The organism is Lysobacter firmicutimachus (assembly GCF_037027445.1).
Classification (GTDB): domain Bacteria; phylum Pseudomonadota; class Gammaproteobacteria; order Xanthomonadales; family Xanthomonadaceae; genus Lysobacter; species Lysobacter firmicutimachus.
The window spans coordinates 1,347,505-1,360,096 of record NZ_JBANDL010000002.1 but is presented as its reverse complement, the minus strand read 5'-3'; the positions used below and the strand labels follow the sequence as shown (position 1 = coordinate 1,360,096).

The window sequence follows — 12,592 nt, the reverse complement described above, 5'->3', positions numbered from 1 at the left end:
ATACCGCCATGCCGGCCCCGGGCTGGCCGGCCGCCGCCGTCGGGCGCAGGCCGCCGGCGCGAACCGCCAGCACGGCCCGCTCGGACAGGCGTACGGCCCTGGGCGGCGCCCGTGCCGGGCCAGCCTGCCCTGCGCCAGCGCGGCGGATTCAGGCTCCGCGCCCGCGCAGGGCGGCGCCCGCGGTTTCGCGGAGGCCGGTTCCGACGGAGCCCGCTGCGGCCTGACCCGCTGCGGTTTCGCCCCCACCAAGCCCCTGCCGGCCCAGCCCGCTCTGGCGAACCCTCTCGAACAAAGCCTGCCCGGACCGGGCCGGTTCGACCGGGGAAGCCCTCAGAACCGCCGCCCCTTTTGCAGGGGGGAGGAAGGGACCCTTTCGTACCCTTCGCCCGCACCTTCCGGCCCGCGAATCGCCCCCCTTCCGACGACGATCCGCCCCCGCCTCCCCCGCCCGGCCCGCCTCAACCACCCGAACGTGGCCCGTTTCGGTTGCCGATGCCGCCGCATTGAGCGGACGGTCACCGTTGCCGGCTATAATGGTCGGCTATCTTCCTCAGCTATCGCGCCTCGCGGCGTCCCCTTCGCATGTCCATCGAACGCCTGCGCAATATCGCCATCGTCGCCCACGTCGACCATGGCAAGACCACCCTCGTCGACTGCCTCCTGAAGCAGTCGGGCACCCTGTCCGAACGCACGGTGCTGGCCGAGCGCGCGATGGACAGCAACGACCAGGAAAAGGAACGCGGCATCACCATCCTGGCCAAGAACACCGCCATCACCTGGCAGGGCAACCGCATCAACATCGTCGACACCCCGGGCCACGCCGACTTCGGCGGCGAGGTCGAGCGCGTGCTGTCGATGGTCGACTCGGTGCTGATCCTGGTCGACGCGATGGACGGCCCGATGCCGCAGACCCGCTTCGTCACCCAGAAGGCCTTCGCGATGGGCTTCAAGCCGATCGTGGTGGTCAACAAGATCGACCGCCCGGGCGCGCGTCCGGACTGGGTCATCGACCAGGTGTTCGACCTGTTCGACAAGCTCGGCGCCACCAACGAGCAGCTCGACTTCCCGATCGTCTACGCCTCGGCGCTGCACGGCTACGCCAGCCTCGACGACGCCGCCCGCTCGGGCGACATGACCCCGCTGTACGAAGCGATCATGAAGCACGTGCCGCCGCCGCAGGTCGATCTCGACGGCCCGTTCCAGATGCGCATCAGCCAGCTGGACTACAGCAACTTCGTCGGCCTGATCGGCATCGGCCGCATCCAGCGCGGCAAGGTCAAGAAGAACATGCCGGTCAGCGTGGTCGACCGCGAAGGCAAGAAGCGCCAGGGCAAGATCGTGCAGGTGCTGGGCTTCATGGGCCTGGAACGCATCGAGGCCGAGGAGGCCGAGGCCGGCGACATCGTCGCCATCGCCGGCGTCACCGACCTGTCGATCTCCGACACCGTGTGCGCGCTCGACGCGCCGGAAGCGCTGCCGGCGCTGACCGTGGACGAGCCGACCATCAGCATGACCTTCCAGGTCAACAACTCGCCGTTCGCCGGCCACAAGGAATACAGCGGCGGCAAGTTCCTCACCAGCCGCCAGCTGCGCGAGCGCCTGGAACGCGAGACCCTGCACAACGTCGCGCTGAAGGTCGAGGAAGGCTCCGACCCGGACAAGTTCCTGGTCTCCGGCCGCGGCGAGCTGCACCTGTCGGTGCTGATCGAGAACATGCGCCGCGAAGGCTTCGAGCTGGCCGTGTCGCGTCCGGAAGTGATCATCAAGGAAATCGACGGCCAGCTGATGGAGCCGATCGAACAGTTGGTGGTCGACATCGAAGAGCAGCACCAGGGCGGCGTGATGGAGAAGCTCGGCATCCGCAAGGCCCAGCTGAAGAACATGGAACCCGACGGCAAGGGCCGCGTGCGCCTGGACTACACCATCCCGGCGCGCGGCCTGATCGGCTTCCAGAACGAGTTCCGCACCCTGACCCAGGGCTCGGGCCTGCTGTTCCACGTGTTCGACCATTACGGCCCGAAGGAAACCGGCGCCATCGCCAAGCGTCCGAACGGGGTGATGATCGCCAACGCCGCCGGCGCCACTCCGGCCTACGCGCTGGGCCCGCTGGAAGAGCGCGGCCGCCTGTTCGCCGCCGAAGGCGACAACGTGTACGAAGGCCAGCTGATCGGCATCCACTCCAAGGACAACGACCTGACCGTCAACGCGATCAAGACCAAGCCGCTGACCAACATGCGCGCTTCGGGCAAGGACGACGCGATCAAGCTGACCCCGGCCATCAAGTACACCTTGGAGCAGGCGCTGGACTTCATCGAGGACGACGAGCTGGTCGAAGTCACCCCGAAGGAAATCCGCCTGCGCAAGAAGTTCCTCACCGAGAGCGATCGCAAGCGCGCCTCGCGCGCGGCCTGATCCTTGCTACCGTCGCCTTGCCCGCAAGGCGGCCGGGCCCCGCCTCTCCCGCCCGCGCGGGGAGGCAGGGGCCAGGAAACGCGCGCTCCGGCGCGCGTTCCGGTTTTCGCCGCCGGCGCGATCGACCCGACACAATCGGCGCCGCCAGCGGGAACCCCCACCGCGCCACGAAGATCGAACGCCGCATGCCCATGCACGATCTGATCGCTCCCGCTTCCCGCCGGCGCCCGCCGCCCGGCCCCGCCCGCGCCTGCGGCGCGCCGCCGCGATGACGCCGGCCGATCCCGCCTACGACCACGATCCCAAGGCCCACCCGGGCCTGCACGCCATCGCCGCGCTGGAAGCGGCCAAGGGCGTGCTGGCGCTGTCGGCGGCGAGCGGCCTGGAACTGCTCGGCCCGGCGCCGTTGCGGCGCTGGATCGACGAACTGATCCGCCATTTCCACCTCGACCCGCGGCACGGCTCGCTGGCCTGGCTCGCCAACGGCATCGGCCCGGATTCGATCCACCTGGCCGCGGCGATCGCGTTCGGCTACGCGCTGCTGCGCTTGCTCGAAGCCTGGGGCCTGTGGAAGGCGCGCGCCTGGGCCTCCTGGCTGGGCTGCATCGGCGCGGCGATCTACCTGCCGGTCGACCTGTACGCGCTGTGGAAGCACCCGGGCTGGCTGTCGATCGCGGTGCTGGCGATCAACGTGATCGTGGTCTGGATTCTCGCCCGCGACCTGGTCAAGCGGCGTCGCTGAGCGCGCCGCGACCGCCGCCGGCGGCCATGCGCGAGGCCGCGATCCGGCCGTCAATCACAGGCGCGGCCGCGGATCGCGGTGTATCGTCGGCAAGTCGCGGCCGCTGCGCCGCGACCGGCCCACTCCCCAACGAGGAACGCTCATGAAGACCTGGTCCAAGCCTCAGATCCGCGAGATCTCGGTCGGCTGCGAAATCAATTCGTACTCGTCCGGCGATCTGTTCTGAGCATGTCCGCTTCCGCCGCCGCGACGCGCGCGAGGCCCGGTGCCGATGCCCAAGGCCGGCGATGATGCGCATCGTCGTGCTCGGAGCGGCGGCCGGAGGCGGCTATCCGCAGTGGAACTGCAACACCCCCGGCAGCCGCCAGGCCTGGCGCCAGGCGCCGGGGCATAAGCGCCGCACCCAGGCCAGCATCGCGGTCAGCGCCGACGGCGAACGCTGGCTGCTGATCAACGCCTCGCCGGATTTCCGCCAGCAGGTGCTGGCCGCGCCCGCCTTGTGGCCGCGCGACGGCCTGCGCCATTCGCCGATCGAAGCGGTGCTGCTGAGCAGCGGCGAGATCGACCACATCGCCGGCCTGCTGTCGATGCGCGAACGCCAGCGTTTCGACCTGTGGGCCAGCGCGCGCGTGCATCAGCTGCTGCGCGACAACCCGATCTTCGACGCGCTGGACCCGGCCTACGTGCGCCGGCGCGCGCTGGCGCTGGACGCGCCGCTGGAGATCGACGGCCTGGAGCGCCCGCTCGGCCTGCGCGTCACCGCCTTCGCCGTGCCCGGCAAGGTGCCCTTGTTCATGGAGTCGCGGGTCGCGGACCTGGCCGGCGACGCCGAGCACACGCTGGGCCTGGAGATCGACGACGGCCGCGAGCGTTGCTATTACATCCCCGGCTGCGCGGCGATGACCGACGCCCTGCGCGAACGCGTGCGCGGCGCCGCGCTGGTGTTCTTCGACGGCACCGTCTGGCACGACGACGAACTGATCCGCGCCGGCGTCGGCAGCAAGACCGGCGCGCGCATGGGCCACATGAGCGTGGCCGGCGAGCGCGGCACCCTGGCGGCGTTCGCCGACCTGGCGGTGGCGCGCAAGGTCTTCGTCCACCTCAACACCACCAACCCCCTGCTCGACGACGCCTCGTCCGAGCGCGCGCACGCCGCCGCGCAAGGCTGGGAAGTCGCCGAGGACGGCATGGAGATCCAGCTGTGAGCGCCCGCCCCGCCCCCTCGCCGCTCGACCGCTGCGACGCCCGTGCCGATACCGATGCCGCCCGCCCGTTGAGCGCGGCGGAACTGGAGGCGCGGCTGCGCGCGATCGGCGCCGAGCGCTACCACGACCGCCACCCCTTCCACGCCCTGCTGCACGGCGGCCGGCTGGACCGCGGCCAGGTCCAGGCCTGGGCGCTGAACCGCTACGAGTACCAGCGCTGCATCCCGCTCAAGGACGCGGCCTTGCTGGCGCGGATCGAGGATCCGCAGCTGCGCCGGGTCTGGCGCCAGCGCATCGTCGACCACGACGGCGACGGCCCCGACGAGGGCGGCATCGCCCGCTGGCTGCGCCTGACCGACGCGCTGGGCCTGGACCGCGAGCTGGTCGAATCCGGGCGCGCCCTGCTGCCGGCGACCCGCTTCGCCGCCCAGGCCTACATCCGGTTCGTGCGCGAGCGCAGCCTGCTCGAAGCGATCGCGTCCTCGCTGACCGAACTGTTCGCGCCGACCATCATCGGCCAGCGCGTCGCCGGCATGCTCGCCAACTACGACTTCGTGTCCAAGCAGGCGCTGGCCTATTTCGACTCGCGCCTGCACCAGGCGCCGCAGGACGCGAACTTCGCCCTCGACTACGTGCTGCGCCACGCCCGCACCCGCGAGCAGCAGGACGCGGTCTGCGCCGCGCTGCGCTTCAAGTGCGATGTGCTGTGGTCGATGCTCGACGCGCTGCACTTCGCCTATGTCGAGCCGCGTCTGCCGCCGCCCGGCGCGTTTTTGCCGCAGGCATGCTCGCCGGAGTCGGACGCATGAGCGCGCTGCCGCAAACGCCGGCGCCCGACGCGATCCCGCGCTTCCCGCCCGGCGTGCGCTTGCAACACGACCGCGCGCGCGATCAGTGGGTGCTGCTCGCCCCGGAGCGCGTCGTCGAGCTCGACGAGATCGCCCACGCCGTGCTCGCGCGCGTGGATGGCGCGACCCGCGTCGACACGATCGTGGCCGCACTCGCCGCCGAATACGGCGCCGAGCCGTCCGAGGTCGGCGCCGACGTCGGCGAGTTGTTCGCGACCTTGCTCGAGCGCCGCCTACTGGCCCTGGCGCCGGCGACATGAACGCCGTGCCGTCGGCGCCGGACCCGATCGCGCGCCGCGCGCCGGCGCCGCCGCTGGCGGTGCTGCTGGAACTCACCCATCGCTGCCCGTTGGCGTGCCCGTACTGCTCCAACCCGCTGCGCCTGGTCGGCCAGCGCGAAGAACTTGCCACCGCCGACTGGCTGCGCGTGCTCGACCAGGCGGCCGAACTCGGCGCGCTGCAGGTGCACTTCTCCGGCGGCGAACCGACCCTGCGCCGCGATCTGCCCGAACTGGTCGCGCGCGCCCGCGCGCTGGGCCTGTACGCCAATCTGATCACCTCCGGCATCGGCCTCGACCGCACACGCCTGCAAGCCCTGCAGCAGGCCGGGCTCGACCATTTGCAACTGAGCCTGCAGGACAGCGAAGCCGCCGGCGCCGACCGCATCGCCGGCTACGACGGCGCGCACCGGCGCAAGCTCGCGCTGGCGCAATGGTGCCGCGAGTTGGACCTGCCGCTGACCCTCAACGCGGTGATCCATCGCCACAATGCCGGACGCGTGGCGGCGATGATCGAACTCGCGCTCGAACTCGGCGCCGGCCGGCTGGAAGTCGCGCATACCCAATACTACGGCTGGGGCTTGAAGAACCGCGCCGCGCTGATGCCGACCCGCGAACAGCTCCAGGCCGCGACCGCCGCCGTCGAAGCCGCGCGCGAACGCCTGCGCGGCCGCCTGACCATCGACTACGTCACCCCCGACTATTACGCGCGCCGCCCCAAGGCTTGCATGGGCGGCTGGGCGCAGCGTTTCGTCAACATCAGTCCGGAAGGCAAGGTGCTGCCCTGCCACGCCGCCGAAACCATCGACGGCCTGCGCTTCGAATCGGTGCGCGAGCGCAGCCTCGGCGAGATCTGGCGCGAGTCGGAAGCGTTCGCGCGCTTCCGCGGCAGCGACTGGATGCCCGAGCCGTGCCGCGGCTGCGAACACCGCGAGCGCGACTGGGGCGGCTGCCGCTGCCAGGCGCTGGCGCTGAGCGGCCGCGCCGATACTCTCGACCCGGTCTGCGAGCGCTCGCCCGACCATGCCCGGGTGCGCGCGCTGGCCGAACGCGAGTCGCAGGCGCCGGCGCCGGACTTCGTCTACCGCCGCCCGTCGCGACCGGTCGCCGCCGTGGACGACGACGCGGACGGCGACGCGCCCGCCTGAGCGCACGGCCGCCCGGCGCCGGGCATACTCGACGGCGAGCCACGCAGGGGAGCGCTCGCATGCCCAGCCCGTCCTTCGTCCTCCGCCTCGGCGCCTTGGCGCTGGTCCTGGGCTTGGCCGCTTGCGCCAGCGCGCCTTCGACCGCGCCGCGCACCGGCGCCGCCGAGCCGGCGGCCGGGCGGGCACCGGCCGACCCGCTGCGCATCGTCGAAGCCGACCTGGCGACCTTGAGCGCGCGCATGGCCGGCGGCGACCTCAGCAGCGCGCGCCTGACCGAGGCCTACCTGGACCGCATCGCCGCGCTCGACGACGCCGGTCCGCGCCTCAATGCGGTGATCGAACTCAATCCCGACGCGCTCGGCGAAGCGCGCGCGCTCGACGCCGAACGCAAGGGCGGGCAGGTGCGCGGGCCGCTGCACGGCATCCCGGTGCTGCTCAAGGACAATATCGACGCGCTGCCGATGGCCAACTCGGCCGGCTCGCTAGCCCTGGCCGAACACCGCCCGCGCCGCGACGCGCCCCTGGTCGCCGCGTTGCGCGCGGCCGGCGCGGTGATCCTGGGCAAGACCAATCTCAGCGAGTGGGCCAACTTCCGTTCGACCCGCTCGACCTCGGGCTGGAGCGCGCGCGGCGGCCAGACCCGCAATCCGTACGCGCTGGACCGCAGCGCCTGCGGCTCCAGTAGCGGCACTGGCGCGGCGATCGCCGCCAGCCTGGCCGCGGTCGGAGTCGGCACCGAAACCGACGGCAGCATCCTGTGCCCAGCGGCGATGAACGGCCTGGTGGGCTTCAAGCCCAGCGTCGGTCTGGTCAGCCGCGCCGGCATCATCCCGATCTCGTCCAGCCAGGACAGCGCCGGGCCGATGGCGCGCAGCGTCGCCGACGCCGCGCAGTTGCTCAACGTCCTGGCCGCGGCCGAGGCCGGCGGCGACCGCGCCGCACAGGCCGCCGCCGGCAAGCGCGCGCCGGACTACGTCGCCGCGCTCGACGCCGACGCGTTGCGCGGCGCGCGCTTGGGCCTGTTGCGCGACAGCGGCGTGCGCAGCCACCCGGACCAGGACGCAGCGCTGCAGCGCGCGCTGCAGCGCATGCGCGAAGCCGGCGCGACCGTGGTCGAGGTGCGCATGCCGACCCAGGGCAAATGGGACGGGCCCGAGTTCGAGGTGCTGCTGTACGAATTCAAGGACGGCCTGCAGCGCTATCTGCGCGACAGCGACGCGCCGATCAAGACGCTGGACGAATTGATCGCGTTCAATCGCGCCCAGGCCGAGCGCGAGATGCCGTTTTTCGGCCAGGAGCTGTTCGAACAGGCAGCGAAGAAAGGCCCGTTGACCGAGCCGGCCTATCGCAAGGCCGCGGCGCGGGCGCGCCAACTCGCCGGCACGCAGGGCATCGATGCCTTGGTGAACAAGCACCGCCTCGACGCCTTGATCGCGCCCGCGACCACCCCGGCCTTCATGGCCGACCCGGTCAACGGCGACGCCTTCGGCGGCGCCAGCTGGGGCGCGGCCGCGGTCGCCGGGTATCCCAGCCTGACCGTGCCGATGGGCGAAGCCCAGGGCCTGCCGGTCGGCCTGGCCTTCATGGGCCCGCGCTGGAGCGACGCGCGCCTGCTCTCGCTCGGCTACGCCTTCGAGCAAGCCACCGGCGCCCGCCGCGCGCCGCGGTATCCGGTCAGCGTCAATCCGTAGCAGCAAGAGCACATCGACCCGGCGTTCTCCCAAACCCGAGACAGCGGCAGCCGAGCGAGACGGACAGCCCATCGGCTGTCCGCATCTTCTCCCGGAGCCCAAGCCGCAAATGCAATTCGGACCGTCGCTCCAAGCAATCCCCAATCCCCAATCCCCAATCCCGAACCCCAAATCCCGCCCAAAAGAAAAAGCCCGCCGAAAGGCGGGCTGTTTTCTCGGGCATCCGGCTCAGGCCGGCGCCGCGATCTGCGCCTGCTTGCGCACGATCAGCATCGCCACCTCCAGCGCCTGCTCGTAGTTCAGGCGCGGGTCGACGGTGGAGCGGTAGGCGCGTTCCAGATCGCTCTCGGTCAGCTCGCGCGCGCCGCCCAGGCACTCGGTGACGTCCTCGCCGGTCAACTCCAGGTGCACGCCGCCCAGGCGCGTGCCGGCGGCCGCGTGCAGCTCGAACGCGGTCTCGATCTCGGCGCGGATATTGCGGAAGCGGCGGGTCTTGTAGCCGTTGCTGGTGCTCTCGGTGTTGCCGTGCATCGGATCGCACACCCACAGCACGCGGCGGCCGTCGCGGCGCATCGCGTCGAGCAGGGTCGGCAGCTTGTCCGCGATCTGGCTCGCGCCCATGCGATGGATGAAGGTCAACCGGCCCGGCTCGTCGTCGGGGTTGAGCAGGTCCACCGTGCGCAGCAGCTGGTCCGGCGTGACCGACGGGCCGACCTTGAGCGCGATCGGATTGCGGATGCCGCGGAAGTACTCGGCATGGGCGCCGTCGACCGCCGCGGTGCGCATGCCGATCCACGGGTAATGGGTGCTGAGGTTGAACCAGCCCCAATGGCGCGGCACCTGCCGGGTCAGCGACTCCTCGTACGGCAACAGCAGGGCTTCGTGCGAGGTGTAGAAGTCGACCCGGTTGAGGTTGTGCACTTCCGAACCCGACAGGGTTTCCATGAAGCGCACCGCGTCGCCGATCGCGTTGACCATGCGCCGGTACTCGTCGGCCAGCGGCGAGTGGCCGACCCAGCTCAGGTTCCAGTACTCGGGGTGGTGCAGGTCGGCGAAGCCGCCGTCGATCAACGCGCGGACGAAGTTCATCGTCATCGCCGAACGCGCGTGCGCCTTGATCATGCGCCGCGGGTCGGGCTTGCGCGCGGTCTCGTTGAAGGCCGGTCCATTGACCATGTCGCCGCGGTAGCTCGGCAAGGTCACGCCGTCGATGGTCTCGGTGTCGGCCGACCGCGGCTTGGCGTACTGGCCGGCGAAGCGGCCCACGCGCACCACCGGCTTGCGCATGCCGTGCACCAGCACCAGGCTCATCTGCAGCAGCACCTTGAGCCGGTTGGAGATCACGTCCGAGCTGCACTGGTCGAAGCTCTCGGCGCAATCTCCGCCCTGCAGCAAAAATCGCTTGCCATCCTGGGCTTCGGCCAGTTGCTGCTTCAGCGACAGGATCTCCCACGAGGTCACCAGCGGCGGCAGCTGCCGCAGCTCCTGCAAGGCGCTGTCCAACTCGGCCGCGTCCGGATAGCTCGGCAACTGCAGTGCGGTGCGCTCGCGCCAGGAGGTCGGGCTCCAGTCGGCGGGCAGATTGACGGCACGGAGGTTGCTGCGATCGGAGGCGCTCATTTCCTTGGATTCCGTTTGGGGCTTGCGAGGGAGGGAGTGGTCGGGTGAATGGGAGGGCGGCGGGACGGGTAGCGGGAAAGCGTCGGTACTACTGGGGTCAACGGCCGCGGAACGCGGCATAGGCCGCCCACACGGCCAGCACGATGAAGCAGATCAGGCTCCAGGCCGGCATGGCCAAACCGAGGAAGGTCCAGTCCACCGCCGCGCACTCGCCCGAGCCGGTCATGACCTTGCGGATGACGCCGGCGATGGGCATCGCCTCGAGCATGTAGTCCAGGCCCGGGCCGCAGGCCGGCACCTGATCCGGCGGGAGGTGCTGCAGGCGGACATGGTTGCCGGCCACGGCGATGCCGGCCAGCGCGGCCAGCAGGCTCAGCACGCCGTAAGCGCGGCGGCCGCCGGGCTTGCGCGGGCCGTGGATAGCGCCGAGCAGGAACACCAGGCCGAGAGCGAAGAACGCCACCCGCTGGAAGATGCACAGCGGGCACGGCTCCAGATGCTGGTAGAGCTGGAGATAGAAGGCGTAGGCAAGCAGACCCGCGCAGGCCAGGAAGCCGAGCAGGAATTGGATCCGGAAGGAGGCTTTGAAAGGGTTCATGTACACACCATACGGGTCGGGGTTGGGTCGTGCCAATGTCCAATCGGCATGAATTCGAGCAACGCTGCGTCGCGCCGCAGCCCGAATGGACTGCGCCGGCGGCACGAAAGTTGCCGCCCTGCGACGATTCGTCCTCGCAGCCGATGCTGCGGATCGATGCGACCGGATTCCCGTCTGCCCAAGCCCTCTTGTAGTCCCAGGTCGGACCATACCGGCTCGCGACATTTACCGTGGTAACCGTTGCCGGCGTAACCGTCGCCGGAAAGCAAAAACCCCGACCTCTCGGCCGGGGTTTTCGCTCGCATGGGCCCCGACCGTCGTGCGGCCGAGACCCAGTGTGCTGGCTGTTCGTCGCGCCGGCTGCGGCGCGGACGTCTTACTCGGCCGCCGCTTCCGGACGGTCGACCAGCTCCACATAGGCCATCGGCGCGTTGTCGCCGGCACGGAAGCCGCACTTCAGGATGCGCAGGTAGCCGCCCGGACGGCTCGCGTAACGCGGGCCCAGGGTGGTGAACAAGGTGCCGACGGCTTCCTTGTCGCGCAGGCGCGAGAAGGCGAGGCGGCGGTTGGCGACGCCGTCCTGCTTGGCCAGGGTGATCAGCGGCTCGGCGACGCGACGCAGTTCCTTGGCCTTGGGCAGGGTGGTGCGGATGAGGCCGTGCTTGATCAGCGAGGCCGCCATGTTGGTGAACATGGCATCGCGGTGAGCGCTGGTGCGGCTGAATTTACGGCCGGCTTTCTGGTGACGCATGGCTGTGATTCCTGATGAATGTTGGGACGGTTGGACTTCGCTGTCGCCATCCAGGCGTTGGAGCATTGGACTGCGGGTGGTCCGAACCGGCCATCCTTGACCGGCAGGCCGCGGACTTCGGTCCGTCGGCGGTGGTGCGGTGGTGCTGGACTACGGTGTCGCTTGAATCAAGAATCCACGCTTCGGCTAACCTCGGCGTGGACTCTTGTCGTTCCGCGGCCCGGCGCACTGCGTCGGGCGTTCGCCCCGGCCGCGCGGCGGCGCCGCGCAGCGAGGCTTGGGCTCACCCCATCATCCCGTGCGAAGCGATACCGGCCGGCGGCCAGTTCTCGAGCTTCATGCCGAGGGACAGGCCGCGCTGAGCCAGCACTTCCTTGATCTCGGTGAGCGACTTCTTGCCCAGGTTCGGGGTCTTGAGCAGCTCGACTTCGGTCTTCTGGATCAGATCGCCGACGTAGTAGATGCTCTCGGCCTTGAGGCAGTTGGCCGAACGCACGGTCAGCTCGAGGTCGTCGATCGGGCGCAGCAGGATCGGATCGATGCCGCTGGTGGCCGGCTTCTGCGCACCGCGGTCGCGGTGGGTGAAGTCGCCGAACACCGACAGCTGATCGGTGAGGATGTCGGCGGCGGTGCGCACGGCTTCCTCGGCGTCGATCGTGCCGTTGGTTTCGATGTCCAGCACCAGCTTGTCGAGGTCGGTGCGCTGTTCGACGCGCGCGGCTTCGACGGCGTAGGCGACGCGACGGACCGGCGAGAAGCTGGCGTCCAGCATCAGGCGGCCGATGGCGCGGGTTTCTTCGTCCGGACGACGGCGGGCGGCCGCCGGCTGGTAGCCGAAGCCGCGCTCGATCTTCAGACGCATGTTGATCGCCGTGTCCTTGGTCAGGTGGCAGATCACATGGTCGGTGTTGAGGATTTCGACGTTGTGGTCGGTCTTGATGTCGCCGGCGGTGACGATGCCGGGGCCCTGCTTGGCCAGCGACAGCGTCGAGGACTCGCCGGTGTGCATGCGGATGGCGACGTCCTTGAGGTTCAGCAGAACCTCCAGCACGTCCTCTTCCAGACCTTCGACCGTGGTGTACTCATGCAGCACGCCGTCGATTTCGACCTCGGTGATGGCGAAACCCGGGATCGACGACAGCAGCACGCGGCGCAGCGCGTTGCCCAGCGTGTGGCCGTAGCCGCGCTCCAACGGTTCGATCACGACTTTCGCGCGATTGCCGTTGAGGCGTTCGATCTGCGGACCGCGCGGGCGCAGTACCTGGTTGGCGGTAACCGTCATGTTTCGGTGTCTCCAAT

Annotated in this window: 12 protein-coding genes; 8 read left to right on the top strand and 4 right to left on the bottom strand. The window is 70.2% G+C overall.

Annotated elements, in window-relative coordinates:
• Window positions 1-582: 582 nt before the first annotated feature.
• From typA to V2J18_RS05825, 8 genes are all read left to right on the top strand, one after another.
• Window positions 583-2,412, top strand: a complete 1,830-nt coding sequence (typA, locus tag V2J18_RS05855) for a translational GTPase TypA (protein WP_064747296.1) — start codon at window positions 583-585, stop codon at window positions 2,410-2,412.
• 268 nt (window positions 2,413-2,680) lie between these two features.
• Window positions 2,681-3,154, top strand: a complete 474-nt coding sequence (locus V2J18_RS05850) for a DUF2127 domain-containing protein (RefSeq protein WP_064747297.1) — start codon at window positions 2,681-2,683, stop codon at window positions 3,152-3,154.
• Window positions 3,155-3,296: 142 nt separating this feature from the next.
• Window positions 3,297-3,380 (top strand): pyrroloquinoline quinone precursor peptide PqqA, encoded by an 84-nt coding sequence (pqqA, locus tag V2J18_RS23135; RefSeq protein WP_036111709.1) that lies wholly within the window; start codon window positions 3,297-3,299, stop codon window positions 3,378-3,380.
• Between the two features lie 64 nt (window positions 3,381-3,444).
• On the top strand, window positions 3,445-4,359 hold the full coding sequence (gene pqqB / locus V2J18_RS05845; RefSeq protein WP_064747352.1) for a pyrroloquinoline quinone biosynthesis protein PqqB: 915 nt from the start codon (window positions 3,445-3,447) through the stop codon (window positions 4,357-4,359).
• A 68-nt stretch (window positions 4,360-4,427) separates the two neighbouring features.
• A complete protein-coding gene (gene pqqC / locus V2J18_RS05840) occupies window positions 4,428-5,168 on the top strand; it encodes a pyrroloquinoline-quinone synthase PqqC (protein ID WP_336133071.1) in 741 nt (246 codons plus the stop codon).
• Window positions 5,165-5,467 (top strand): pyrroloquinoline quinone biosynthesis peptide chaperone PqqD, encoded by a 303-nt coding sequence (pqqD, locus tag V2J18_RS05835; RefSeq protein WP_336131288.1) that lies wholly within the window; start codon window positions 5,165-5,167, stop codon window positions 5,465-5,467. Before pqqC ends, pqqD begins: the two co-directional genes overlap by 4 nt.
• Window positions 5,464-6,633 (top strand): pyrroloquinoline quinone biosynthesis protein PqqE, encoded by a 1,170-nt coding sequence (pqqE, locus tag V2J18_RS05830; RefSeq protein WP_336131287.1) that lies wholly within the window; start codon window positions 5,464-5,466, stop codon window positions 6,631-6,633. Before pqqD ends, pqqE begins: the two co-directional genes overlap by 4 nt.
• Before the next feature lie 59 nt (window positions 6,634-6,692).
• Entirely contained in the window at window positions 6,693-8,324 is a 1,632-nt protein-coding gene (locus V2J18_RS05825; RefSeq protein WP_425605951.1) for an amidase, read from the top strand.
• A 228-nt stretch (window positions 8,325-8,552) separates the two neighbouring features.
• On the opposite strand, the gene V2J18_RS05820 is transcribed toward V2J18_RS05825, so the two are convergent.
• The 4 genes from V2J18_RS05820 to V2J18_RS05805 all read right to left on the bottom strand — a co-directional run bounded on the left by V2J18_RS05820 (window position 8,553) and on the right by V2J18_RS05805 (window position 12,575).
• On the bottom strand, window positions 8,553-9,944 hold the full coding sequence (locus V2J18_RS05820; RefSeq protein WP_336131286.1) for a class II 3-deoxy-7-phosphoheptulonate synthase: 1,392 nt from the start codon (window positions 9,942-9,944) through the stop codon (window positions 8,553-8,555).
• Between the two features lie 97 nt (window positions 9,945-10,041).
• Window positions 10,042-10,542: a disulfide bond formation protein B gene (locus V2J18_RS05815; protein ID WP_336131285.1), complete on the bottom strand. Its 501-nt coding sequence runs from the start codon at window positions 10,540-10,542 to the stop codon at window positions 10,042-10,044.
• Between the two features lie 376 nt (window positions 10,543-10,918).
• Window positions 10,919-11,293, bottom strand: a complete 375-nt coding sequence (rplQ, locus tag V2J18_RS05810; RefSeq protein WP_064747302.1) for a 50S ribosomal protein L17 — start codon at window positions 11,291-11,293, stop codon at window positions 10,919-10,921.
• Window positions 11,294-11,576: 283 nt separating this feature from the next.
• Window positions 11,577-12,575 (bottom strand): DNA-directed RNA polymerase subunit alpha, encoded by a 999-nt coding sequence (locus V2J18_RS05805; RefSeq protein ID WP_064747303.1) that lies wholly within the window; start codon window positions 12,573-12,575, stop codon window positions 11,577-11,579.
• Window positions 12,576-12,592: the final 17 nt, after the last annotated feature.